This is a genomic window from Shimia sp. MMG029 (assembly GCF_027947445.1).
Classification (GTDB): domain Bacteria; phylum Pseudomonadota; class Alphaproteobacteria; order Rhodobacterales; family Rhodobacteraceae; genus Shimia.
The window spans coordinates 50,962-75,966 of record NZ_JAQJIM010000004.1; the positions used below are offsets into that span (position 1 = coordinate 50,962).

Below are 25,005 nucleotides of genomic sequence, written 5' to 3' on the forward strand. Positions count from 1 at the left end.
CTCAAAATGGCTCCCAAAGTACTCGTATCTGACAAGCTCAGCGAAACCGCTGTTCAAATTTTTCGCGACCGTGGCATCGACGTGGATTTCATGCCTGACCTTGGCAAAGACAAAGAAAAACTTGCTGAAGTGATTGGCCAATATGATGGTTTGGCGATCCGTTCTGCCACCAAAGTGACCCCCACCATTCTGGAAGCTGCAACCAACCTGAAGGTTGTTGGTCGCGCAGGGATTGGCACGGACAATGTCGACAAAGAGGCGGCCTCCAAAAAAGGTGTGATCGTCATGAACACGCCTTTTGGAAACATGATCACCACCGCCGAACATGCGATCGCAATGATGTTTGCTGTGGCGCGTCAGATTCCTGAAGCCTCTGAATCTACGCACGCCGGCAAGTGGGAAAAATCCAAGTTTATGGGTGTTGAGCTCACCAACAAAACACTGGGTGTGATCGGTGCTGGCAACATTGGCGGTATCGTTTGTGACCGCGCCCGCGGCCTGAAAATGAAAGTGGTCGCGTATGACCCGTTTTTGTCTGCTGAAAAAGCTGACAAAATGGGCGTGGAAAAGGTGGAGTTGGATGATCTGCTGGCGCGTGCCGACTTTATCACTCTGCACGTCCCCTTCACGGAAGCCACTGCCAATATCCTGAGCCGTGAAAACCTTGAGAAAACCAAAAAAGGTGTCCGCATTATCAACTGCGCGCGTGGCGGTTTGGTCGATGAAGAAGCTCTGGCAGAACTTCTCAAGTCTGGCCACGTCGCTGGAGCAGCTTTCGATGTGTTCTCCGAGGAGCCAGCCAAAGAAAACGCGCTTTTCAATCTTCCAAATGTTGTTTGCACCCCGCATCTTGGCGCAGCCACCACGGAAGCACAGGAAAACGTTGCGCTGCAAGTCGCTGAGCAGATGGCCAACTATCTGCTGACTGGTGCTGTGGAAAATGCCCTCAACATGCCGTCTGTGACTGCAGAAGAAGCAAAAGTTATGGGCCCGTGGATCAAGCTCGCGGATCACCTTGGCGCTTTCTCCGGTCAGATGACTGACGAGCCGATAAAGGCCATCAATATCCTGTATGATGGTGTGGCGGCTGAGATGAACTTGGCTGCTTTGAACTGCTCTGTTGTTGCCGGGATCATGAAAAAGGCCAACCCAGATGTGAACATGGTTTCAGCGCCTGTTGTCGCCAAAGAGCGCGGCATTCAGATTTCTACCACCAATCAGGATAAGTCCGGTGCATTTGATGGCTACATCAAGGTGACCGTCGTGACCGATAAACGTGAGCGTTCGATTGCTGGCACTGTTTTCTCCGATGGCAAACCGCGTTTCATCCAGATCAAAGGTATCAACATTGATGCCGAGATTGGCGCAAACATGCTTTATACAACCAACGAAGATGTGCCTGGCATTATTGGCGCATTGGGGCAGACTTTGGGAGACGAGGGCGTGAATATTGCGAACTTTACTCTTGGTCGGGCAGATGTCGGCGGAGAGGCGATCGCGTTGCTTTACGTTGATGAGCCTGTTCCAGCTGAAGCACGAGCGAAGCTGGCAGAAACGGATATGTTCCGACAGATCAAACCATTGGCGTTTGATGTCGCTTAAGCTCCAAGCATTCAAAATAGAAAGGCGCTGCTATTTGGCAGCGCCTCTTTTGTTTTTATGCGGGTGCAGTTTCTTTGCTTGTGGTTCAATGATCTTCAATCAATAGTGGCTGCGCGAATTGAGGGGGTGAACATGAAGCGTTTGCTTCCAAATTGAGTTGGTGCGTTGAAGCGCTACGCATCGCATTTTTTTGACCAACAAAATCGAAGAAGAATACTGATGACAGATCCAATCTACGCCATCGGGGACGTTCATGGCCAACTCGAAAAACTCCTTGAGGTTATTGCACGGATCGAAGCCGATGGTGGGCCGACCGCCAATATTGTCTTTCTAGGCGACCTTGTAGATCGCGGTCCGGACAGTTCAGGTGTGATCGAACTGGTGATAAACGCCCGTCAACTGGAGAAAAACTGGCAAGTCGTGAAGGGCAATCATGACCGCATGTTCCAGTACTTCATGGAAGACACACCCAGACACGACACCCGGTTGCGGGCAGAGCTTTCTTGGATGCACCCGCGATTGGGTGGCCGGGAAACGCTCGCAAGCTATGGCGTTGATGTACACCCTGATCGCACTGAACGGGATATACACGCCGAAGCGCGTGCCAAGGTATCACAATCACACATGGCCTTTATCGAAAACCTGCCCTTCTTTCATCAAGTTGGCCATCTCCTGTTTGTCCATGCAGGCATCCGACCTGGGATTGCTTTGCCGAAACAGTCAGAAGACGATTTATGTTGGATCAGAGATGACTTTTTGAATGATCCTCGCCAGCACCCCTGGCTTGTCGTCCATGGTCATACCGTGGTGCCTGCTGTCGAACACAGGGGAAACCGTGTGAATTTGGATACTGGTGCTGGTTACGGAAATCCGATTTCAGCAGCGGTGTTTGAAGGGGACCAAGTTTGGCGTTTGGGTCCAAACGGGCGCGAACTTCTTATACCCGCAGCAATCCAGATCTAGCTTTGGAAAAGCTGGTGCCTCAAGAGGGACTCGAACCCCCGACCTTGTCCTTACGAAGGACCTGCTCTACCAGCTGAGCTATTGAGGCACTCAGGCAGCTCGTTTAAACGCTCGTGCTTTGGCGCGCAAGAGTATCCAGCGATACGCTTGTGCGTTTTCTCCCCGTTTTTGTGAGGTGCTATCGTGCGAATTCAACAATTCTGAGCCAGTTGGCAGGCAATACTGGCCTCAATTAGATGCTTATCTTGCCGAGACGGTCAAAAACCGTTATCGCGCGAGCGATATATGGACGAAGGATTAAGACATGTCGGCTCCGAAAAAAGTTGTGCTCGCCTATTCCGGTGGCCTGGATACCTCGATCATCCTGAAATGGCTGCAAACCGAATATGGTTGCGAAGTGGTGACCTTTACCGCGGATCTGGGTCAGGGCGAAGAGCTGGAACCCGCGCGCCAAAAGGCCGAGCTTCTGGGGATCAAACCCGAAAACATCTACATCGAAGATGTCCGCGAAGAGTTCGTGCGCGATTTTGTTTTCCCGATGTTCCGCGCCAATGCGGTCTATGAAGGGCTTTATCTGCTTGGCACGTCCATCGCCCGCCCCCTGATTTCCAAGCGTCTGATTGAGATTGCTGAGGAAACCGGCGCAGATGCGGTGGCGCACGGCGCAACCGGCAAAGGCAATGATCAGGTCCGTTTTGAACTGGCGGCTTATGCATTGAACCCGGACATCAAAGTGATTGCGCCTTGGCGCGAATGGGATCTGTCTTCCCGTACCAAGTTGATCGACTTTGCTGAGCAGCACCAAATTCCGATCGCAAAAGACAAACGCGGCGAAGCCCCGTTCTCTGTGGATGCAAACCTTCTGCACACGTCTTCCGAGGGCAAAGTGCTTGAAGATCCTGCCGTTGCCGCGCCAGACTATGTGTACCAGCGCACGGTGCATCCTGAAGACGCGCCAAACGAGCCAGAATTTATCGAGATCGGTTTTGAAAAGGGCGATGCCGTCAGCATTAATGGCGAAGCGATGAGCCCTGCGACCATCCTGACCAAGTTGAACGAATATGGCGGCAAGCACGGCATTGGCCGCTTGGATCTGGTGGAAGGCCGTTTCGTTGGTATGAAATCTCGCGGCATCTATGAGACGCCAGGCGGTACCGTGCTTCTGGAAGCGCACCGTGGCATCGAGTCTATCACCATGGACCGTGGCGCGATGCACCTCAAAGATGAATTGATGCCGAAATATGCTGAGCTGATCTACAACGGCTTCTGGTATTCGCCAGAGCGTGAGATGCTGCAGGCGGCGATCGACAAATCTCAAGAGCATGTCACAGGTACAGTGCGTGTGAAGCTCTACAAGGGCAGCGCAACCACTGTAGGCCGTTGGTCTGACTATTCGCTCTATTCTGAAGAGCACGTGACATTTGAAGATGATGCTGGTGCCTACGATCAGAAAGACGCAGCTGGCTTCATCCAGTTGCAAGCGTTGCGCCTGAAACTGATTGCAATGCGCAACAAACGTAACAGCTGACTGTCTTACGTTTGAAACGCTGAAAACCCGCCCTTTGGGCGGGTTTTTTGTGCCAGCACAACACAAAAGTTTCGGCGTGTATTCGTTCAGTGGTGAGCGACATAAAAATGCGCCGATTCCATCTTGTGTACCGGATCCTGTGATTTCTGCGGCTTACAAGTCAGCGGGTAAGTTGTGTTACTGTCGCATCCAGTGATGGGGTAAGTTCCGGAGTGAGAACACGCGGAAACGGCGGTCGCCAGGCAGGTGAAAAGGATCAGTGAGCGCATTAGAGTCTCCTTAGGAGCTGACATGTTGGCTTTGCGCGGCACTAACGCTTGTCAGCCAGGCAAAACATGTCGGGATGGGCCATCTGTTTGATACTTTCGGCCAGAGCGTTGAAATGCGCTGTATGTCATCGATTATCCCTTTGCTTTTGACTACTTAACGTTGGGGTAACCAGTGTCACGTAACTCTTGCGACATAGCATGGAGACTGCGATTGAGTGCTAGGATTTAACCGTTTTTGGGAGGACACATGCTGGAAGAGATTGCCGCGCAGATGCGCGAAGGGCTGAAAGACAAAGCGTTTGACAGCACGCTCAAATTTGATTGTGGTGACGTTGGGGTACTGGTGTTGGCAGATGGCACAGCGTCTGTCGAAGATCGAGAAACTGATTGCACAATCAAAATCTCTGCTGACAATCTGACCAAGCTTCTGGCGGGTGATCTAAAGCCAACAACGGCATTGATGTTGGGTAAGCTCAAAGTTTCCGGTGATATGGGGGTTGCAATGAAAATGGGCCAACTTCTGGCGTAAGCACTCTCATCGTCTTTTGAGGAGGCAGGAGGACCTGCCTTCACTAAAAAGCGTTGTAACTCGCGGGCTTTCATTTTCAGAAGGTGATTTTTGTTCACGCGAAGAACTGGAAAGCTGACAAGCGATCTGTTGTGGCGTACGTAGTAAACTCCTGAAACATGTTCACACGTCGATGGACGTTTCCTTGTCACAGTCGGCAACTTGCGGTGAAAAATCATTGGGGGCACCACGAGTGACGCGCACAAATGACAATGACCTTGCCACTTCGAGTGATCCAAAATTTCTGCTTATTCTTGGTGGAACCGGGAAACTCGCTCGCCTGATGCGCGCTACAAAGCAACAGGATAATTCTCTGTTGCCCAATTGGCTGCCAATTTGGGCGGGACGCAAACCTGACGATGGCGTTGACTTCACCTTTACAGAGGCAACGACCGAGTTTCCAAGGGCAGATGCCGTCCTAGCGCTTTGGGGCGTAATTCCAGGCGGAGGCGATCTGTCACAGAATGCGCGATTGGCGAAGCGCGCTGTAGATGTTGCAATCGCTTGTGGTGCTGACAAGCTCATCCACTGTTCAAGCAGTGCGGTTTATGGCCCCGGTCAGATGCTCTCTGAAACGTCAAGTCTCCTTCCTTCGAACGCTTATGGTGAGGCAAAAGTCGCGATGGAAGAAGTGGCGCTTCAGTCTCTTGGAGCGAATGAAATTTCTCCCAAATCAAGTATTCTACGCCTATCAAATGTTGTGGGCGCTGATAGCCTTTTTGGCTCTATCGAGCGAGGAGGGCAATTGGCGCTTGATCGTTTTGCAGATGGAGAGAGCCCAAAGCGCAGCTATGTCACACCCAGAATTGTCTGGACTGCGGTGGAGGCTGTATTGAACGAACAGTCCACGCCAAATGTGCTCAATGTGGCTGCATCTGCACCTGTGGCCATGCACAATTTACTTGAGGCCGCCAATCATCCGTTTGACTGGGTAGACGCACCTGAAAGCGCAATTGCGGAGGTCTCTTTGGATGTTTCAGAGCTTCAACGGTTGACCCCAACAGATCTGCGTGTGACAGCAACGCAGATGATTGAGGAATGGCGCGCAGTGCGCAAGGCTTTGGCATGACAGGCAGCGGAACGACGTTGGGCCGGCGGCTCATGGATTTGGTTTGGGTGTTGTTTCTGCTCGTGCTTTTATGGCCGGTAATGCTCCTCATTGGATTGCTAATCCTGATCCAAGATGGGCGACCTGTATTTTATGTGTCTGAACGCATGAAAACGCCTGAGCAAGGATTTCAACTTCTCAAATTCCGCACAATGACCAACGTTGATACAGACAGCGGCGTATCTGGTGGGGACAAAGCCCATCGGATTACACAAATTGGTGCATTTCTGCGCAAATACCGGTTGGATGAGCTACCACAGCTCCTCAACATTTTGCGTGGTGACATTAGCTTTGTAGGTCCGCGACCGCCTTTACGTCGTTATGTTGAGAGGTTTCCGGACCTTTATACAGAAGTGCTGAAGGACCGACCAGGCGTGACCGGATTGGCTACTCTGATCTATCATCGCACCGAAGAGCGTTTACTCTCGCAGTGTGAGACCGCGGAGGAGACGGAGGCAGTTTACGAACGCCGCTGCGTGCCGCGCAAGGCTCGTCTCGACGTGCTGTACGCAAAGCAACGGACGCTGTGCAGCGATCAGAGATTGACGGTGGCGACATATTTCGCCGGGTCTCGCCTGTTTATCGAAACCGCACTCAGGGCTGATTGAACGCGCGTTTTGGCTTTCAACAAGCTTCACCTTGGTGTGACAACACGTTTCATGGGATTGAGACTCTTTGCCGGTCACAGCAGGATCGGGACAGCAAGGAGTTGTCCGATGAAAAAATTGCAAAATCTGAAAACAGCAGCCCTTTCAGCTTTTATTGTTTTGGGAACGCTGGCACACGGAGATCGCGCCCATGCGATGAATAGCGAAACGCTGATTGTCGCTGGTGGGTGTTTCTGGTGCGTGGAGAGCGATTTTGAAAGCGTTCAGGGTGTTAAAGAAGCGCGATCAGGCTTTATTGGCGGTTCTACTGCAAATCCAAGCTACAAGCAGGTAACCAAAGGCGGCACCGGACACTATGAAGCGGTGGAAATCACTTTTGATCCGGCAAAAGTTTCACGTGAAACGCTTCTGGATTTGTTTTTCCGCTCTGTAGACCCTACGGATGCCGGCGGACAGTTTTGTGATCGGGGCGACAGCTATCGCACCGCCATATTTGTTTCCAGCACAAGTGAACAAACAAAAGCTGAAGCGGCAAAAGTAAAGGCCCAAGCGCAGTTGGGGCAGACGATCGTGACGCCCATTTTGTCCGCTGGACCCTTTTATGAGGCAGAAGCGTACCATCAGGACTACTACAAAGGCAGCAAGATCGTTCTCACCCGTTTTGGTCCCAAAAAGCAGAGTGAAGCCTACAAACGTTATCGCAAAGCCTGTGGTCGGGATGCACGCGTGAAAGCCCTGTGGGGAGACGCTGCACCATTTGTTGGGCACTAGATGCGTTAGCGGCGGGCGCGCTTAGAAGCGCGCCTCATCCACTTCTTTGAGATCAGGGATAACATCTGCAGTGCCTTGGCGGGTCACCATCAGCGCCGCTGCGCGCATGGCGAGCGCAATGGCCTGCTCCATTGGCAGTTTACGGTCCCGGGCTGCTAATACATAGCCAGTAAAGGTGTCACCGGCGCCCGTGGTATCCACCGGAGTAACGGGCATTGAGGGAAAATCGCGTCCAACACCGTTGTGCAGCCAGCGCGCGCCCTTAGCGCCAAGCGTGATGACGACATCGGCAACGCCAAGATCGGCCGGCGATTGTCCTGTGGCGCTTTCAAGTTGTTCTGCCTCGACTTCATTGAGGATCAAAAAGTCAAGAAAAGGCAGTACAGCGGCCACGGCATCGGCATCAAAAGGAGCGGCCGCATAGGCGACATAAAGTCCAAGTTCACGCGCAATTTTAGCAGCTTCCGGCTGATTTAGTGTCTCATTCTGGATCAGAAATGTGTCGCCTGTACTGGCCTCAGACAGCGCAGCAGAGATGGTTTCATTGGGGATGTTGTGATTGGCGCCTTGAAACAGAACGATGCTGTTTTCGCCGCCTTCATCGACATAGATATGGGCTTGCCCATTTGGGGTGTCGGGCAATTTTGCAATATGGCGCGTGTCGACACCAAATTCCATCATGCGATCAGCAGCCCAAATCCCATCATGCCCCACTGCGCCCACATGTATCGTATGGGCGCCTGCACGTGCTGCTGCGACACTCATGTTTGCCCCTTTACCACCGAGACCACGGGTGAGTTTCGTTGCTGCAAGGGTTTCCCCCGGACCAGGCAGGTGAGGGACGTGATAAAAAAAATCAGCGTTTATTGAGCCGAGGTTGTAAATCGCCATAAGGATACGCCGCCGTTCTGTTTCCGTGTGGTTTCGACCAAAAAAATGTCCGCTTGTCCATTCGCAATGACCTTACCCGAGGTTTTGCGCTTTTCCATAGGGACCGAGGTTTGCTATCTGAGGAGAACCAAACCTTAGGGGGTCTGAGCAGTGAAGGGCGACAAGCCGAGCGTCACGCCAATGATGGCGCAATACCTGGATATCAAGGCGCAGTATCAGGATGCGCTTTTATTTTACCGGATGGGTGACTTTTATGAGATGTTTTTTGACGACGCAGTCGCGGCGGCAGAAGCTCTTGATATTGCGTTGACCAAAAGAGGCAAACACGAAGGCAATGAGATCCCCATGTGTGGGGTGCCACACCATGCGGCAGAAGGCTATTTTCTGACGCTCATTCGTAAGGGATTTCGCGTCGCTGTCTGTGAACAGCTTGAAAGCCCGGCAGAGGCCAAAAAGCGCGGCTACAAAGCGGTTGTTAAGCGCGATGTCGTGCGCTTGGTCACACCTGGCACTTTGACAGAAGACAGTTTGCTAGATGCGCGGCGGCACAACTTTCTGGCAGCTTACGCTGTTGTGCGTGATGAGGCTGCGTTGGCTTGGGCAGATATCTCCACAGGTGCGCTGCATGTGATGCCGTTGGCGCCGGTGCGATTGGGGCCAGAACTTGCCCGTCTGGCGCCTAGCGAACTTCTGGTGGCAGAAGGGTCCGAGACTGACCTGGGGCCAATTGTTGATGATATGGGCGTGCCACTGACATCGGTATCACGTGGAAGTTTCGACTCTGTTTCAGCGGAAAAACGGGTTTCAGCACTGTTTAAAGCGTATTCTCTGGAAGCTTTCGGTATGTTCTCTCGTCCCGAAGCTGGGGCGCTTGGAGCGATTGTCGACTATTTGGAGCTGACCCAAAAAGGCAAGCTTCCACTGTTGCAGCCGCCGGTCCGTGAAGCGACGCAGGGCGTAATGCAAATAGATGCTGCGACACGACGGAATTTGGAGCTGACAGCCAGCCTCTCCGGCGGTCGGGCTGGATCTCTGCTCGCAACAATAGATCGGACAGTGACTGCCGGTGGTGCGCGTCTTCTGGAGCAGCGTTTGTCGTCGCCATCGATGCGACTGTCTGCGATACGTGGGCGCTTGGATGCCGTGACTTTTATGGCAGAGCAGCGCGCCGAAGCAGGTGATCTGCGTGAGGCACTGCGAAAGGTTCCGGACTTGGATCGGGCATTGTCGCGTTTGGCTTTGGATCGTGGCGGGCCGCGGGATCTCGCAGCCATTCGAAATGGGTTGGGCCAAGCGCATTTGCTCGCTGAAAAAGAGTTCGAAAAGGAGTTGCCGGACGATTTGGCCGCTGCGCAGCGGGCGTTGCAAGGCCACGATGAGTTGCTTGACCTTCTTGAGGAGGCGCTGATTGCAGAGCCTCCGTTGTTGGCGCGCGATGGCGGATTCATTGCGCCGGGCTTTGATGAAGACCTTGATGAGAGCCGTGAGCTGCGTGACCAAGGTCGTGGTGTGATCGCCGGAATGCAGGCGCAATATTCAGAGCAAACCGGAATTACCGCTCTGAAGATCAAGCATAACAATGTGCTGGGCTATTTCATCGAAACCACGGCGAAGCACGCGGATGCGATGATGTCGCCACCGCTTTCTGAAACCTTTATTCATCGACAGACCACCGCCAATCAGGTGCGTTTCACCACGGTAGAGCTGAGTGAAATGGAAACCAAGATTTTGAATGCTGGAAACCGGGCACTCGAGATCGAAAAACGGCTCTATGACACCTTAAAGTCTGCAATTTTGCAGCGTTCTGCCGAGGTTTCTGCGACCTCTAGAGCGCTTGCAGAATTCGATCTTTCTGCGGCTTTGGCTGAACTTGCTGCAAATGAGAACTGGACGCGCCCTGAGGTCAATGAAAGTCGTGACTTCTTCATCGAAGGGGGGCGGCACCCAGTTGTCGAAGCGGCCTTGCGCAAAACGGGCAATCCGTTTGTTGCCAATGATTGTGATCTTTCGGGCGGCGAGGCCGCAAGCATTTGGTTGCTGACTGGCCCTAACATGGCAGGTAAATCGACCTTTTTGCGCCAGAACGCTTTGATTGCATTGCTTGCGCAGATGGGGAGCTTTGTCCCAGCAGACAGTGCGCGGATTGGTTTGGTCAGTCAGCTTTTCAGCCGCGTTGGCGCAAGCGATGATCTCGCACGCGGACGGTCTACATTTATGGTGGAAATGGTTGAGACCGCGGCCATCCTCAATCAGGCAGATGACCGGGCTTTGGTCATTCTGGATGAGATTGGGCGGGGGACCGCAACTTATGACGGGCTTTCCATTGCTTGGGCAACGCTGGAGCATTTGCATGATGTGAATAAGTCTCGCGCGCTGTTTGCGACGCACTACCATGAGATGACGCAGCTGGCCGGGAAAATGGCTGGTGTGGACAACGCAACAGTTGCGGTGCGTGAATGGGAAGGAGAAGTGATTTTCCTCCACGAAGTTACTCAGGGTGCGGCAGATCGGTCTTATGGTGTGCAGGTTGCGCAGCTTGCGGGTTTGCCGGCAGCGGTGGTTGCACGCGCGCGCGTCGTGCTGGATGCTCTGGAGAAAGGGGAAAGGGAAGGACAGGCCCAAAAAGCTTTGATCGACGACTTGCCTTTGTTTGCTGCAAGCCCCGCACCCGTCGCAGCGGAGCCTGTTGGTCCAACACCTCTTCAGGAAAAACTGGCGGATGTTCACCCAGACAGTTTGAGCCCGCGCGATGCGTTGAATCTGATTTACGAGTTGAAGGATCTGGCAGAAGCGTGATTTCAGCGCGCGAAAGCTCGGTTCTTTACCCTAAATCTGGCAATGTTTGCAAAACGCCCTAAATGGTGTATCTGCACCGCTTAAATTCCCAGATGAGTCCCAGAGCCATGAGTACCTCCGCGCCAATCACGCAGGACGTGATGACCATTCCTCGCAAGCTGCCCGAAGGTGGCAAAATCAATCTGGTTGGATTGACGCGTGATCAGATGCGCGATGTGCTGATTGCGAATGGCACGAAGGAAAAGCAGGCCAAGATGCGCGTCGGCCAGATCTGGCAGTGGATCTATCAATGGGGCGTGCGCGATTTTCATGAGATGACCAACCTGTCCAAAGCCTATCGCGCTGAATTGGATGAGGTGTTTGAGATTGCCATTCCAGAGGTGATCACCAAACAGGTGTCTGAGGATGGCACACGCAAATATCTGGTGCGCATCGCCGGGGGTCATGAGGTTGAGGTGGTCTACATCCCCGAGGACGATCGCGGCACGCTTTGTATCTCCTCACAGGTCGGCTGCACGCTGACTTGCTCGTTCTGTCACACCGGCACCCAGAAATTGGTGCGCAATCTCACTGCCGCTGAAATCATCGGCCAGCTCATGATGGCGCGTGACGATCTGAACGAATGGCCTGTGCCCGGTGCGCCAAAGGATGAAACGCGTCTTCTGTCCAATATCGTGCTCATGGGCATGGGCGAGCCACTCTATAACTTCGATAATGTGCGCGATGCGATGAAGATCGCCATGGACCCCGAAGGGATCTCCTTGTCCCGTCGCCGTATCACCCTGTCTACATCTGGCGTGGTGCCGGAAATTGCGCGCACAGCCGAAGAAATCGGATGCCTGTTGGCGATCTCTTTCCATGCAACAACTGATGATGTGCGTGATGTTCTGGTGCCGATCAACAAACGCTGGAAAATTGATGAACTGCTGCAGGCGCTTGCGGACTATCCCAAAGTGTCCAACTCAGAACGCATCACGTTTGAATATGTGATGCTGGATGGCGTGAATGACACCGACGAAGACGCCCACCGCCTTATCGATCATATCAAGCGCTACAACATACCGGCGAAGATCAATCTGATTCCGTTCAATGAATGGCCCGGCGCGCCGTACAAGCGCAGCTCTAATAATCGCATCCGCGCGTTTGCCAACATCATCTATCAAGCGGGCTATGCGTCTCCGATCCGCAAAACACGCGGGGAAGACATTATGGCGGCGTGTGGTCAGCTTAAGTCTGCCACCGAGCGCGCGCGCAAGTCGCGTAAGCAGATTGAGGCAGAAGCGGGCGTGGCAAGAGGCTGATCACGCAACAGCTTGGATCGACAAAAGAAATTCGCTAACCTTGGGATGATTTCTATTTGGAGAGGCATCCTATGCCAAAGTTTGTTTTGTCTTCCGCCGCCCATTTGATTGCCAATGCCATAGGCTTGGTGTTGGCAAGCCTGTTATTGCCAGGCTTTTCGATTGGATTGCTTGGCGGCGTTATTGTGGTTCTGGTGTTCACAGTTGTGTCGGTTATGCTGCTGCCAATCATTCGGAAAGTTTCGGAAAAGAAGATCCCTGAATTGCTTGGCGGGATCTCTCTGGTCGTGACTTTCGCAGGCTTGTTGATCACAGAACTCTTGGTGAGTGATTTTGCTATCGGAGGCGTCGCCAACCTCTTGGCGGCGACATTGATTGTCTGGCTTGGTGCGTTGGTGGCGGGCGTGCTGTTGCCGAAATACCTTTTCCCATCTTTGGCGCAACCAAAGCCCAAGCCGTAGCCGGATCAACGTTCTAAAATCATTGGTGAGGCGCACCGCGTATGTCGGTGCGCCTTTTGCTTTGTATTTCAGCGACCTGGAATTTGATCTCTTCTGGAGTAGTCTTTCCAGTTGTTGAGCGCATCCACAGCTTCTTCTGCGGTTTCTACAAACTGAAAGAGCTCAAGATCGTCAGCAGAAATAGTGCCCGCGTCTGACAACGCGTCCCAATTGATGATCTTCTCCCAGAACGCACGACCAAACAGCAGGAATGGAACGCGTTGCATACGACCGGTCTGGATAAGCGTAAGCGCTTCAAACAATTCATCCAGTGTGCCAAATCCACCCGGGAAGACGCAGATCGCACGAGCGCGCATTAGGAAATGCATCTTGCGGATCGCGAAGTAATGGAAGTTAAAGCACAGATCCGGTGAGACATACTCGTTTGGCGCCTGTTCATGCGGCAAGACAATATTGAGACCAATAGAGCGTCCGCCGGCATCCATTGCGCCGCGGTTGCCCGCTTCCATAACACCAGGGCCACCCCCCGTCACAATCACGTTTTTGCGGCCATCGCTGGCCTTGGTCACAATCTCCGCAAACTTTCGCGCCTCGTCATAAAAGGAGGACAAATCCGCTAGTGTTTGCGTCCGCGCGGTGTCTTTTTGGGAAGGCTCCGGAATGCGCGCGCCGCCAAAAAGAACAACGGTGCTTTCGATGCCATGCGCATCAAGCGCCAGCTCTGGCTTCAGCAATTCAAGCTGCAGGCGTACGGGGCGCAACTCATCGCGGCAGAGGAAATCTTCATCGGCAAATGCCAACCGATAAGAGGGGGCACGGGTTTGGGGTGTGTCTGGGACATGTGCGGCCGTTTCACGATCTGAATGTGCATCGGAAAGGGGATGGGGGCGATCGTCGTGCATGTGTCGGTCCTTACTTGCGCGTGTATCTCAGACCTATAGGGTTCGCGTTAACAAAGCCAGTAACAGGGACGCTAAAATGGATTGGACCGCTGAAATCGAAGCTGCTGCGGGGCGCATCAAAGGGCATGTTGTGCGCACACCTGTGATGAAGGTGGACCGCTCCTTTGGCGTTGATCACAGCATTGAATTGAAGCTCGAGCATATCCAGCATACGGGTACCTTCAAGGCGCGAGGGGCATTTAACACGTTGTTGTCTCAAGAGGTTCCTGAGGCAGGTCTGGTTGCCGCTTCCGGTGGCAATCATGGTGCTGCTGTGGCGTATGCAGCCCATCAACTGGGGCATAAGGCGCGGATCTATGTTCCAGAGATGGCAGGCCCTTCAAAAGTTTCTCTTATTCGGGATGCAGGGGCGGATTTGCAGGTCGTCCCCGGGGCGTATTCGGACGCTTTGGAGCAGGCGCTTGCCTATGAAGCAGAAACCGGTGCAATGCAAATTCACGCCTATGATGCGCTTGGCACTGTTGCCGGGCAAGGCACAGTGGCACTGGAGTGGGAAGAGCAGGGGCTTGAGGCTGACACAGTGCTGATTGCCGTCGGAGGGGGCGGTCTGATTGCCGGTGCCATGGCGTGGTTTGATGGACGCCGTCGGGTGATCGCGGTGGAGCCTGAAACCTCTTGCGCTCTCAATGCTGCAATCTCTTCTGGTGCGCCGGTTGATGTGGAAGTGTCGGGCGTTGCAGCAAATGCACTGGGCGCCAAACGCATTGGTCAGATCTGCTATGATTTGGCGGTTTCAACCGGTACCGAGTCTGTTCTGGTCACGGATGAGGCCATCACACGCGCGCAGAAAGCGCTCTGGCAGGAGCGCCGCCAGCTTGTTGAGCCTGCCGGAGCTACCGCGCTCGCGGCACTCATGTCAGGCGCCTACGTGCCTGCACCGGGCGAAAAAGTGGCGGTGCTGCTCTGTGGTGCCAATATCGCGCCCGATCCGATGCAATAATGGTCGCAAAGAGGAGGTGACGGCTGCCTCCGATCTCGTTAAGTAAATGTGAACTCAAGACATCCGGAGCCTACAGACATGTCTAATGCCCAACTGGAACAAGCCATCGAAGCCGCATGGGATGCGCGCGACACAATCACCTCTGCCACCACCGGCGAAACCCGCGAAGCCATCGAAGACACGCTGAATGCGCTGGACAGCGGCAGCCTGCGCGTCGCGGAAAAGCTGGAAAGCGGTGACTGGCATGTGAACCAATGGGCCAAGAAAGCTGTCCTGCTGGGGTTCCGCATCAAAGACATGGAGCTGCAAGAGGGTGGCCCACAAGGTTCCGGTTGGTGGGACAAAGTCGACAGCAAGTTCAAAGGCTGGGGCGAAACCCAATGGGAGGCGGCTGGCTTCCGTGCTGTTCCCAACTGCGTTGTGCGCAAATCTGCTTATATCGCGCCAGGTGTGGTGTTGATGCCGTCTTTTGTGAACCTTGGCGCCTATGTTGACGAAGGCACTATGGTCGATACCTGGGCCACTGTTGGATCCTGCGCGCAGATCGGCAAAAATGTGCACCTTTCCGGCGGCGTTGGTATCGGCGGCGTACTGGAGCCCATGCAGGCAGGCCCAACCATCATCGAAGACAACTGCTTCATCGGCGCACGTTCTGAAGTGGTCGAAGGCTGTATTGTACGCGAAGGCTCTGTGCTGGGCATGGGCGTGTTCATTGGCCAATCCACCAAAATTGTGGATCGTGAAACCGGCGAAGTGATGTATGGCGAAGTGCCGCCTTATTCGGTGGTTGTTGCTGGTTCTATGCCTTCCAAAAACGGCGTGAGCCTGTATTGCGCGGTGATCGTGAAACGCGTTGATGAAAAAACGCGTTCCAAAACGGGCATCAATGAGTTGCTTCGCGACTAAGCGGAACTGTGCTCGGATCTTAAAAAACTCAAAAGGCGCTCGAAGGTTCGAGCGCCTTTTTTGTTGTGGATGTTACGTAGGTTTCTTTCGGTCACGGAGCAAAGCTGCCAATGGATTTTGGCCAAATCGTACAAGCGCATCAGCGCTTAAAGCCGCTTTGACCGCTCAAATACCCGTAACAGAGGGCTATAGATGCGCGTTAAAGCTGGCTAAATCTGGCTGAGCGGTTGACCGGCTGCACAGGGTCAGGCTAAGGCCGGATCAAGCAGAGAAGGCGACGTCATGACCCAGGACAAGAAAAAGAAAACGCGGCAACAAGTCTATACCCTGTTGGTTCAGGTTGGTCGCAAGGACGGGGATGGCTTGCCTGAGGATGCGACAGGCGGCGCGCTGATGATTTATGCCAGCGGCATCGACGAGGCTGAGGCAGTCCGCGAAACCGTCGCAATTCTGAAACAAGCCGATCTCAACCCTCTGGATGTTACAGGCTATGGCACGGTTGAAGAGCGCGAAGCTCAAGGGCATGAAATTGACGGTCATGAGCGCGGACTGATGCAGCGTGCGCTAGAAGAGAACTCTGTTGTGGTTGCGCAGATGACTCCGTTCTTTCATGGTGAAGAAAGTGAGGGAGAGGGAACAGAGCATTAGTTCTGAACCGTCTTTTTCTATGCAGCGCGCTGTTCTGCTAAAGTAAGTGCATCAAACTCTCGCAGCACAGGGTAGGCAGACTGCGAATGTTCTGGCAGCTTCGCTTTTGGGTAATCAGAAAGCATGCTGGCTTTCAAAAGGTCAGGCTTTCGGCGAATGCGACCAATATCCAAGCTTTCAAGGAAAGTACCAGCAACCATAACTGCAGCATGGTTTGGCAACAGAAGCTGGCAGTATGTCGCCAATGGAACTTCAGGCAGGTGTGTTGCTGCGTTCCCATGAAGCAGATGCCCTGCCGGGATCAGCACATGCTCGGTGCCAAACATGTATTCTACGCGGCTTCCTCCAAGCACGAGATTTTGGGTGTGACTGGTCACAATGTCCTGGGTCAGCCCCAAAAACGGTGCGCGGAGTCTGACGGGCGCGAAAAGACCTGCCGCCGGGACAGTGCGTATGATGTTTGCGAGCACAGGAACGAGCATACCATTTGCGGTTTTAACAACGTCGCCGCGCTTGAGACTGCCAGCAGAGCGGTACCCGCGATCTGTCATTATAGGGGTTTGAAGGGACAGGCTCGGCATCGGACCGATCGGCTCAATGCGGTCGGACACCGCAACGTAAGAGACCTCCTCCGCCAAAACGTGTGTTTCGGGGTGTTTGGTGCAGATCTGAAAATCGCTATGTCGCAAACCAACAGGTGTACTGATCGCGCGCTGGGCCATTCGAAAAGTTCCAGGCTGCTCCACTGAAAGACGCCCAAGCCTCGCTTTGAGATCCCAGGAGTAGGTGATGCGCAGAACGTCTGATCGCCCGAGTGTGTCTAGATTGATCGCTGCATGGCAAGTGTGCTGCCCACGATTGATCACTAGGATCAAGCCACCGCCTGGAACGGCCTGAAGTGACAATTGAAGGCCGTTGGGCTCGCCCGTACGAAGCGCAAACATGGTTTGTGGTTGCTCACACTCCGCGCTCTGCATCTCAAGGACCAAGCTGCCTCTTGGCATTTCCAGTTCAACACTTGTCGCAGATAAAGTTGCGCTGGCGCTGGCCATTTGATGGGACTTTGCGAGGCCAGCGCGATTATAGAGCGCACGGCTGTGATCAAGCAGGCTGACCCAACTCATCTAGCAGCCCTTTCAAAATGCGGCTGGTGTCCCGAAGTTTGCCACTCTTGTCGCATGTTGGCTCACTCCGCTGCCAAATGGGCCATGGCAGCTGCCTCATAGCTGCGCAGTCCGCGCCGTGCCATTGGGCCGTAGCCTTCGCCTGACTCTCGGTCAATTTCCGGAAAAATCGTGCAAATCTCATCCACGATTTCGGCCTCAAAACTCGAAGCAGTTTGTGGTCCCGGCAAAAAACTTTCTGTCGGAAGGTTTTCCGAAAAAACGATCTGATGTTCATCAAAAAGGATATGCACGTATTCCACGGTGCCCCCAGGCACGCGCCGCACTGAGTGATCGTTTACCAAATCGCGCGCGGCCACCAAAACCTGCTCTTCTCCAAACAGAAGCTCGGCCCAGGCGTTCTGCATTAGAACGCGGTGCCGCGGCGACAGCTTAAGGCTGCGGTGTTTTCCAAAGGTGTTTGCCGCAATGTGAATGGGCGCCATATTCCCTTCGGCAGGGACTTCGCGGCGCCCGATCCAACGAATGGGTTGCGCCCCATTGTCCAGTGTTTCAACGGCGTCACCTACCTTAAGGCACTCAACGGGAACGTCCCCTTGCGGTGTGCGGATAAAGGTGCCAGCTGTAAAACAGGGAGCCTGATTAACGGTTACAAACCCAACATCTGTGGTGCCGTTGCCATCGTCCACTGTGTAGGAAAAGTTGACCTGTTCCTCGTCACCGTCGCCTTCAAGTGTCAGGGTTCCATCTGCGTTGACGAGTATCTTCTGCCCACTCGGCAAAGTGATGGTGCTGCCTGCTGAAACAGGCTGACCTGAGATATGCGTGATGGTGAGTGAATTGCCGGTGTTGTTCACATCATTGGCCAAAACATCGACGGTGCGCGTTCCGTCAATCGGCAGATTCACCGTGTCAGCATTGGCAATCAACGAAGTCTGAAGCGAGTCTGCTGCAATCAAAAGCGAGCTGTCATAGCTGCTGTCAGATACATCTGCAATTACGATGCGAATGGTGTTCAAACCGGGCGTGATGTTGAACTTTAGGGTCATGGTCTGGGTAAACCCATCCATCTCCGTGTTGAAGGTGCTGCCGGTGTTGTCGACAAACAGACTTTCATTGCTGCCACTGTTGATGTTGCGCGGGTCAACGTCCCCATCGCCAATCGCCAAAGGAACATAGGTGCCGTTGACAGAAACAGCGACAAAGTCTTGATACACTGAGTTTGTGAACTCAGGATATTCCTCAGAAGCAAAGACAAACTGCATGGTCATTTGGCTTGCTTCAGTTGCGGTAAAAGAGACGTCCAGATAGGCGGCATCAAATGTCGAAGCGCCTGCAATCGCATTGAACTCAGGGTTGTTGTCTTCGCCGTTTGTATCGCTGGAGCGGTTGCCGCGCTGGTTGAAGGCACCAAACCTGTTGGTAAAGTTGCTCGCCCGACCGGTTGAGAGGATCACTCCGGTGTCGCTTGGCGTAACACCGCCCGAAATGGCGTCGCCATCAGAGTAGATCCCTGAAGAAGAGCCTTGTCCACTGTACGATGCCGATTCAATCGTGACATCATCACCAAAGATGGTCTGAGCCATATCAAGTGCAGATGCGCCTGTGTTTATTGGCAATCTTGGCATGTCGCTTATCCCTGCTTCGCACAGGCATGCCACACATCAGCCCCCGGATTTATCCGGGTGATTGTAAATCCTCATGTTTCAACTTTGTGTTGATTTTCAATGAGGGTGGCTTCGCGCCGAACTGCTGGTGACCTGCCTCGGTCGATTTTTTGTTATCTTTCAGGTAACTGCATAATTTACAGTTTGTTAAGTGTTTGACGGTGCTCCCCGCTTATTTGTGACCAAAATGTGGCTTTCCGGTCCTTGCTGCCTGTGCGACAAGTCGGAGAACACAACGAAGGAAGCTCAAATGACCGCGATAGACGCTGCCAAACTGACCGCCGATCTGATTCGCTGCCCCTCGGTAACGCCGCAGGAAGGGGGCGCATTGGTGCTTTTGGAAGCGTTGTTGTCTGATGCCGGGTTTAGCTGCACCCGGGTTGATCGCGGCGGGATCAGCAATCTATTCGCCCGATGGGGAGAAAAAGGTCATGCTCAAACCTTCGGCTTTAACGGGCACACCGATGTTGTGCCGGTTGGGGACGAAGCCGCATGGTCTGTAGATCCATTTGGTGCAGAAGAAAAAGACGGCATCCTTTTTGGTCGCGGCGCCACAGATATGAAATCAGGTATCGCTGCCTTTGCCGCAGCCGCCATCGATTTTGTCACCAACACGCCTCCAGACGGTGCGATTGTCCTGACCATCACGGGAGATGAAGAGGGCGATGCCTTAGATGGCACCACCGCGCTCTTGGAGTATATGGACCAAGAAAATGAGCAAATGACGGTTTGTTTGGTTGGTGAACCCACCTGCCCCAATGAGATGGGGGAGATGATGAAAATCGGTCGACGTGGCTCGCTCACCGCGTATTTCACTTTCACTGGTGTTCAAGGTCATTCCGCCTATCCGCATCGCGCCAACAATCCGGTGCCTGTGATGGCACGGCTTATGGATCAATTCGCAAGCCACACCCTTGATGACGGAACAGACCACTTTGATGCCTCCACGCTCGCCGTTGTCACGATGGATACAGGCAACCCTGCGACCAATGTGATTCCTGCAGAATGCCGCGCGACACTCAATATCCGCTTCAATGATGCGCACTCTGGCGCTTCTTTGACGGAATGGATGCGGCAAACAGCGGACCAACTGTCGGATCAGACTGGTGTTGGCATTGATATGGATGTGAAAATATCAGGTGAGAGCTTTATCACACCTCCGGGTGCCTTGTCTGATCTGGTCGCTGCAGCGGTAGAGGCGGAAACAGGGCGCAAGCCAGAGCTCTCTACATCCGGGGGCACATCAGATGCCCGTTTCGTACAGCACCATTGCCCAGTGGTCGAGTTTGGTCTTGTTGGCAAAACCATGCATCAGGTGGACGAGCAGGTGCCGGTTGCACAGATCCATCAACTCAAAGACATCTATAGCCGGATTTTGCGTGACTACTTCAGCTAAAACTGGCCCAGCTTGTCGCCAGCGCCTCATTGTGATGCTCAAAGAGCCAAAGCCTGGCCGCGTGAAAACGCGCTTGGGCCGCGACATCGGTATGACAGCCTCGGCATGGTGGTTCCGGCACCAATCTGCGGCCCTCTTGAAGCGACTGGAAGATCCACGCTGGGATCTCCTCCTTGCCGTGGCGCCAGATCGCGCTGGGCTGATCTCTCGTGTTTGGCCGAACCATCTTCCCCGCATCCCTCAGGGTCAAGGCGATCTCGGCGCGCGTATGGCACGCCAGTTTTATTCCATGCCTCCCGGACCTGTTTGTATCATCGGCGCTGACATTCCGGGGATCACGCCAGCGCGTATCAATGAGGCGTTTCGTGCGCTGGGCAATCATGATGCGGTTTTCGGGCCAGCGCCGGATGGCGGCTTTTGGCTGGTTGGCTTGAAGCGCAATGCGCCGCAGCCTCCGTCGCTGTTTGAAAATGTACGCTGGTCAACCGAACACGCATTGGCCGACAGCCGTGCAACACTGCCGGATGCGAAGATTGCCACGGTTGCGACGCTTGCGGATGTGGACACGGCCGCAGATCTCGCGCGCGTGTAGCTGTTCATTCTGCAAGTATCCCGGCGATGAACGGAGCCGCAGGCCCAAGAGGGGGCTGACCCTTTGATTTCTTCGCGTAGACCTCTCCGCCCGGCCGTGTTAGGCCAGCTTCATGCCTATGCCCTCCAAAGAGGAAGTTCTTGAGTGGATTTCCGAAAACCCGACCCTCACCTCCAAACGTGACATCGCCAAAGCCTTTGGCATCAAAGGCGCTGCGCGTATTGATCTGAAGCGGCTTCTGAAAGAGCTTGAAGCCGAGGGCCACTTGCAAAGACGGCGTAAGACCTATCGTGATCCCGATACCTTGCCCCCGGTTTCCGTATTGCAGATTACGGGCCCAAATGAAGACGGAGATCTCTTTGCCCGGCCATTAGAATGGCACGGCGATGGGGATGCTCCATTGATCTTGGTGCTCCCGCGTGGGTCCGACCCTGCTCTGGGGCAGGGGGATCGTATCTTGGGTCGTCTGACTGAGGTATCCGAAGAGAGTTTCCAATATGAAGCCCGGCTCATTCGCCGGATTGGCACCAATCCGCGCCGTGTCTTGGGCGTGTTTCGTAAGACCGCCGAAGGCGGGCGTATTGTCCCAATTGATAAGGGCGACGGCAAAGAGTGGTCCGTCGCCAGTGATCAAGCGGCAGGTGCGAAAGAGGGAGAGCTTGTAGAGGCGGAACAAGTTGGCCCACGAGGGCGCCTTGGCTTGCCCCGCGCACGTGTCGTCAGCCGCCTTGGTGATCCAAGCGCGCCCAAATCTGTTTCTCTGATCGCCATCCATCAGCATGGGATCCCTGACACCTTTCCTGATGACGTCGTTGCGGAGGCGGACAAAGCCAAACCTGCCCCGCTTGGGAAACGCGATGATTTGCGCGATATGCCATTTGTCACAATTGATCCTGCGGATGCACGCGATCACGATGATGCCTGTTGGGCCCATGCGGATGACGACCCCAAAAACGTGGGGGGCCATGTGCTGTGGGTGGCGATTGCCGATGTGGCGCAATACGTGACGCCAGACACCGCGCTGGACCGCGAAGCGCGCAAACGTGGCAACTCCTCCTATTTCCCCGATCGCGTGGTGCCAATGTTGCCCGATCGCCTGTCTGGGGATCTTTGCTCTCTACACGAAGGTGTGCCTCGCGCCGTTATTGCGCTGTGTATTCAGATTGATGCGCATGGCAAAAAGATCAGCCATCGTTTCTGTCGAGCGATGATCCGCTCCGTGGCGTCGCTGCATTATGGCGAGGTGCAGCAGGCCCAAGATGGGCATCCAAATGAGCGTTGCGCATCCCTCATGGAAAGCGTGATCACCCCGCTATATGCCGCTTATGCTGCGCTTACCAAAGCGCGCGAGGCGCGCCAACCTCTGGCGCTGGATCTGCCAGAGCGCAAGATCGAGCTCTCTGACAAAGGCGATGTGCTTTCGGTGAACTTCCGGGATCGCTTTGACGCCCATAAGCTGATCGAAGAGTTGATGGTACTTGCCAATGTCTGCGCCGCCGAAACGTTGATTGCGAAGGCCTCTCCACTTCTATTCCGCGTGCACGAAGAGCCAAGCCCCGAAAAGCTAAATTCATTGCGCGACACGGCGCAAGCGGCCGGACTTACTCTGGCAAAAGGGCAAGTGCTGCAGACCCGGCATCTGAACCAACTCCTCGACGCTGCAGCAGGTACGGAACAGGCTGAGCTGATCAACCTGTCCACGCTGCGGTCGATGACGCAGGCTTATTATACCCCACAGAACTTTGGTCACTTTGGCCTTGCGTTGCGGGCCTATGCCCATTTCACCTCGCCGATCCGGCGTTATGCCGATCTGATCGTGCACCGGGCGCTGATCTCCTCGCATGGCTGGGGGGATGATGGCCTGACGCCGGAAACCATCGAGCGGCTTGAAAACACGGCAACCCATATTTCCGACACCGAGCGCCGTTCCATGCTGGCGGAGCGTGACACCACGGATCGTTATCTCGCCGCCTATATGTCAGAGCGGATCGGCAATGAGTTCACTGGCCGGATCAGCGGAATTGCACGTTTTGGCGTCTTTGTGAAACTCGATGAAACCGGCGCAGATGGTCTGATCCCCATGCGTGAGCTAGGGCGGGAATATTTCCATTTTGATGCGGAAACCAATACGCTGACTGGCTCTGATACGGGGATCGTGATTGGTCTGGGCCAGCGCGTAACCACACGTTTGACAGAAGCCGCCCCAGTGACAGGGGGCATCGCACTGGAACTGATTTCGCTGGATGGCGAATTGGTGAAACGTGCGGGACGTGGCGGAAAAAACCGTCGTGGCGGTCCACCACGGCGCAAGGCCGCCAAGGCAAAGCACAAGGCGGCCAAGACCAAACGCAAGGTCACTCGGCAGCGGAAGTGAGCACCGGACGGTAGCGTGATATGTCTGGGTAGATGCTCGCGCGCACCCGATCAACATAGGGTTTGAAACGGGGGTTGGCCTCCACCGCACGGCGCAAATCCGTGTCCGCGGGCAGGCGTTGGATCATGTCCAGAACCGGCGCAATCGAGGCGTCCGCTGCTGTGGGATGTGCACCAAACAGAAAAGGCTGTCCCCCCAATGTTGCGTCCAGTGCGGCAAGATCCTTGTCAAATCGCGCCTGTCTGTCTTCGGCAGAGAAGCGTGCAATGCCCTGCGCCATAAGCGCCGACCGCACGCTTTCTTGTGCTTGATCTGCGAGCGTGTCTCTCAAATCGCTTGGCGCTTCGGCAAAGAAGGCTTCTCGCATGATTGGCCAAACGTCTGGATGCAACCAGCGATCATGCACCATGCCCAGAACAAGGCTATGTTCAACCATCGACTTCAGTGCATGCGCTTGGCAGATCTGTGTGTGTGACAAACCTGGGTAAAAGTCAGCGCCGCGCCCTGTCAGAAAATCCTCAATGTTGGAGCTATCCGGGATCAGACGCTCCTCATATCGCAAGAAAGGCAGCTTCCCGAGCGGCCCCTCGGTTACGTCTGTTGTGTACTCGGGTTGCCAGTCCTCTCCAGCCATTTCCAACAGGCACAGGGCTTTCAGACAAAATGGCGAATAGGTTGGCATGGCGGTATCGCCGGGGAACATAACGAGGTGCATGTCTCTCTCCTTGGTCAAATGCTGTGCAAGAAGTAACCGGGCCTCTTGTCAGTTTTTGTCAGTTGGGTGCAGTATCAGAAATTATGAGCCGTACCGATCGACTGTTCCAACTCATGCAAGCCTTACGGGATTTGCCGTCACCCGCCACAGCACACATCCTTGCGCAGGAAACGGGTGTTTCAGAGCGCACCATCTATCGTGATATCGACAGTCTGCGTGCGCTGGGGGCTGTGATTGATGGCGAGGCTGGGTTTGGCTTCACGCTGGTAGAAGATGCCACGCTGCCCCCTCTCGGGTTCTTACCAGAAGAAATCGAAGCCTTGGTGGTCGGTTTAAATGAAGTGAGAGAAGTTGGTGATCCTGCACTTGCAGCGGCTGCAAGGTCAGCTCTCAATAAACTGAAGTCCCGGCTTCCAGAGGGCCAATCTCACCGCCTTCAACACGCAGTTTTATCGGCACGTCGGTTTGAAAAACCGCCCGCACCGGGCATTGACGCAAGTGTGTTGCGACAAGCAGCTTGGGAAGAGCGGACGGTGGGGTTTGACTATGCCGATGCACAGGGTGCCTACACAACCCGCACCGCCGATCCTCTTTCGATTGTCTTCATGAAAACCGCACATTGTCTGTTGGCTTTCTGTCATTTGCGGAATGATTTCCGTGCGTTTCGTTTGGATCGCATGTCCAGCCTGGTGGTAACCGAGCGTTCATTTCGGCCAAATCGTATCCCGATGTTGCGGGAATTTAAGCAGCGTTTGCACACAGAAAATCCCAGATAGGCAAATCCTCGCGCTTATTCTGTTGCGTGCTTTGTCGTT

Annotated in this window: 22 protein-coding genes and 1 tRNA gene; 17 read left to right on the top strand and 6 right to left on the bottom strand. The window is 54.2% G+C overall.

The genetic code is table 11. The annotated features are described in order from the left end of the window. Positions 1 to 6 precede the first annotated feature (6 nt). Together serA and PJL69_RS11480 are read left to right on the top strand one after the other, a co-directional pair. Positions 7 to 1,602 (top strand): phosphoglycerate dehydrogenase, encoded by a 1,596-nt coding sequence (gene serA / locus PJL69_RS11475; RefSeq protein ID WP_209097798.1) that lies wholly within the window; start codon positions 7 to 9, stop codon positions 1,600 to 1,602. Positions 1,603 to 1,767: 165 nt separating this feature from the next. Beyond that, positions 1,768 to 2,565 carry a metallophosphoesterase family protein gene (locus tag PJL69_RS11480; protein ID WP_333781876.1) on the top strand — a complete coding sequence of 266 codons (798 nt, stop codon included), beginning with the start codon at positions 1,768 to 1,770 and terminating at the stop codon, positions 2,563 to 2,565. A 12-nt stretch (positions 2,566 to 2,577) separates the two neighbouring features. Here PJL69_RS11480 and PJL69_RS11485 read toward each other — a convergent pair. Further along, positions 2,578 to 2,653 (bottom strand) — tRNA-Thr (locus PJL69_RS11485). A 216-nt stretch (positions 2,654 to 2,869) separates the two neighbouring features. On the opposite strand from PJL69_RS11485, the gene PJL69_RS11490 reads away from it, so the two are divergent. The 5 genes from PJL69_RS11490 to msrA all read left to right on the top strand — a co-directional run bounded on the left by PJL69_RS11490 (position 2,870) and on the right by msrA (position 7,417). Then, positions 2,870 to 4,093, top strand: a complete 1,224-nt coding sequence (locus PJL69_RS11490; protein WP_209097800.1) for an argininosuccinate synthase — start codon at positions 2,870 to 2,872, stop codon at positions 4,091 to 4,093. A gap of 516 nt (positions 4,094 to 4,609) precedes the next feature. After that, positions 4,610 to 4,891, top strand: a complete 282-nt coding sequence (locus tag PJL69_RS11495) for an SCP2 sterol-binding domain-containing protein (RefSeq protein ID WP_271309777.1) — start codon at positions 4,610 to 4,612, stop codon at positions 4,889 to 4,891. A gap of 355 nt (positions 4,892 to 5,246) precedes the next feature. Then, positions 5,247 to 5,999 (top strand): NAD-dependent epimerase/dehydratase family protein, encoded by a 753-nt coding sequence (locus PJL69_RS11500; RefSeq protein WP_271309778.1) that lies wholly within the window; start codon positions 5,247 to 5,249, stop codon positions 5,997 to 5,999. Then, on the top strand, positions 5,969 to 6,646 hold the full coding sequence (locus PJL69_RS11505; RefSeq protein WP_271309779.1) for a sugar transferase: 678 nt from the start codon (positions 5,969 to 5,971) through the stop codon (positions 6,644 to 6,646). The genes PJL69_RS11500 and PJL69_RS11505 overlap by 31 nt, the downstream gene beginning before the upstream one ends. A gap of 108 nt (positions 6,647 to 6,754) precedes the next feature. After that, positions 6,755 to 7,417 carry a peptide-methionine (S)-S-oxide reductase MsrA gene (gene msrA / locus PJL69_RS11510; RefSeq protein WP_271309991.1) on the top strand — a complete coding sequence of 221 codons (663 nt, stop codon included), beginning with the start codon at positions 6,755 to 6,757 and terminating at the stop codon, positions 7,415 to 7,417. Between the two features lie 21 nt (positions 7,418 to 7,438). Here the strand turns inward: msrA and PJL69_RS11515 are convergent, their stop codons facing one another. Then, complete coding sequence (locus PJL69_RS11515) at positions 7,439 to 8,308, bottom strand: ribokinase (protein ID WP_271309780.1); 870 nt, start codon at positions 8,306 to 8,308, stop codon at positions 7,439 to 7,441. 180 nt (positions 8,309 to 8,488) lie between these two features. Between PJL69_RS11515 and mutS the strand changes: the two genes are divergently transcribed. The 3 genes from mutS to PJL69_RS11530 all read left to right on the top strand — a co-directional run bounded on the left by mutS (position 8,489) and on the right by PJL69_RS11530 (position 12,866). Next, complete coding sequence (gene mutS, locus PJL69_RS11520; RefSeq protein WP_271309992.1) at positions 8,489 to 11,104, top strand: DNA mismatch repair protein MutS; 2,616 nt, start codon at positions 8,489 to 8,491, stop codon at positions 11,102 to 11,104. A gap of 107 nt (positions 11,105 to 11,211) precedes the next feature. Next, the gene (gene rlmN / locus PJL69_RS11525; protein WP_209097805.1) at positions 11,212 to 12,405 is read left to right on the top strand and encodes a 23S rRNA (adenine(2503)-C(2))-methyltransferase RlmN; all 1,194 of its coding nucleotides are present in this window, start codon (positions 11,212 to 11,214) and stop codon (positions 12,403 to 12,405) included. A gap of 71 nt (positions 12,406 to 12,476) precedes the next feature. Next, positions 12,477 to 12,866, top strand: coding sequence for a phage holin family protein (locus PJL69_RS11530; RefSeq protein ID WP_271309781.1), 390 nt, complete (start codon positions 12,477 to 12,479; stop codon positions 12,864 to 12,866). Between the two features lie 68 nt (positions 12,867 to 12,934). On the opposite strand, the gene PJL69_RS11535 is transcribed toward PJL69_RS11530, so the two are convergent. Then, a complete protein-coding gene (locus PJL69_RS11535; RefSeq protein WP_271309782.1) occupies positions 12,935 to 13,768 on the bottom strand; it encodes a TIGR00730 family Rossman fold protein in 834 nt (277 codons plus the stop codon). Between the two features lie 76 nt (positions 13,769 to 13,844). Between PJL69_RS11535 and PJL69_RS11540 the strand changes: the two genes are divergently transcribed. The 3 genes from PJL69_RS11540 (at position 13,845) to PJL69_RS11550 (ending at position 16,322) form a co-directional block, all read left to right on the top strand. Continuing rightward, positions 13,845 to 14,768 carry a threonine/serine dehydratase gene (locus PJL69_RS11540; protein WP_271309783.1) on the top strand — a complete coding sequence of 308 codons (924 nt, stop codon included), beginning with the start codon at positions 13,845 to 13,847 and terminating at the stop codon, positions 14,766 to 14,768. Between the two features lie 78 nt (positions 14,769 to 14,846). Then, positions 14,847 to 15,674 carry a 2,3,4,5-tetrahydropyridine-2,6-dicarboxylate N-succinyltransferase gene (gene dapD / locus PJL69_RS11545; protein ID WP_271309784.1) on the top strand — a complete coding sequence of 276 codons (828 nt, stop codon included), beginning with the start codon at positions 14,847 to 14,849 and terminating at the stop codon, positions 15,672 to 15,674. A gap of 282 nt (positions 15,675 to 15,956) precedes the next feature. After that, positions 15,957 to 16,322 carry a hypothetical protein gene (locus PJL69_RS11550; RefSeq protein ID WP_209097810.1) on the top strand — a complete coding sequence of 122 codons (366 nt, stop codon included), beginning with the start codon at positions 15,957 to 15,959 and terminating at the stop codon, positions 16,320 to 16,322. Positions 16,323 to 16,339: 17 nt separating this feature from the next. Here PJL69_RS11550 and PJL69_RS11555 read toward each other — a convergent pair whose 3' ends face one another. Both PJL69_RS11555 and PJL69_RS11560 read right to left on the bottom strand, forming a co-directional pair. After that, positions 16,340 to 17,446: a Hint domain-containing protein gene (locus tag PJL69_RS11555; RefSeq protein ID WP_271309785.1), complete on the bottom strand. Its 1,107-nt coding sequence runs from the start codon at positions 17,444 to 17,446 to the stop codon at positions 16,340 to 16,342. Positions 17,447 to 17,508: 62 nt separating this feature from the next. Further along, the gene (locus tag PJL69_RS11560; RefSeq protein WP_271309786.1) at positions 17,509 to 19,074 is read right to left on the bottom strand and encodes a Hint domain-containing protein; all 1,566 of its coding nucleotides are present in this window, start codon (positions 19,072 to 19,074) and stop codon (positions 17,509 to 17,511) included. A 289-nt stretch (positions 19,075 to 19,363) separates the two neighbouring features. On the opposite strand from PJL69_RS11560, the gene dapE reads away from it, so the two are divergent. The 3 genes from dapE (at position 19,364) to rnr (ending at position 23,475) form a co-directional block, all read left to right on the top strand. Continuing rightward, on the top strand, positions 19,364 to 20,509 hold the full coding sequence (gene dapE, locus PJL69_RS11565; RefSeq protein WP_271309787.1) for a succinyl-diaminopimelate desuccinylase: 1,146 nt from the start codon (positions 19,364 to 19,366) through the stop codon (positions 20,507 to 20,509). A 34-nt stretch (positions 20,510 to 20,543) separates the two neighbouring features. After that, the gene (locus PJL69_RS11570; protein ID WP_271309993.1) at positions 20,544 to 21,101 is read left to right on the top strand and encodes a TIGR04282 family arsenosugar biosynthesis glycosyltransferase; all 558 of its coding nucleotides are present in this window, start codon (positions 20,544 to 20,546) and stop codon (positions 21,099 to 21,101) included. A gap of 112 nt (positions 21,102 to 21,213) precedes the next feature. Next, on the top strand, positions 21,214 to 23,475 hold the full coding sequence (gene rnr, locus PJL69_RS11575; protein ID WP_271309788.1) for a ribonuclease R: 2,262 nt from the start codon (positions 21,214 to 21,216) through the stop codon (positions 23,473 to 23,475). On the opposite strand, the gene PJL69_RS11580 is transcribed toward rnr, so the two are convergent. Beyond that, the gene (locus PJL69_RS11580; protein ID WP_271309789.1) at positions 23,456 to 24,190 is read right to left on the bottom strand and encodes a glutathione S-transferase family protein; all 735 of its coding nucleotides are present in this window, start codon (positions 24,188 to 24,190) and stop codon (positions 23,456 to 23,458) included. The two genes, rnr and PJL69_RS11580, sit on opposite strands and share 20 nt — an antisense overlap. 83 nt (positions 24,191 to 24,273) lie before the next feature. Here PJL69_RS11580 and PJL69_RS11585 point away from each other — a divergent pair, with 83 nt between their 5' ends. Further along, positions 24,274 to 24,966, top strand: a complete 693-nt coding sequence (locus PJL69_RS11585; protein WP_271309790.1) for a helix-turn-helix transcriptional regulator — start codon at positions 24,274 to 24,276, stop codon at positions 24,964 to 24,966. The last annotated feature ends 39 nt before the right edge of the window (positions 24,967 to 25,005 follow it).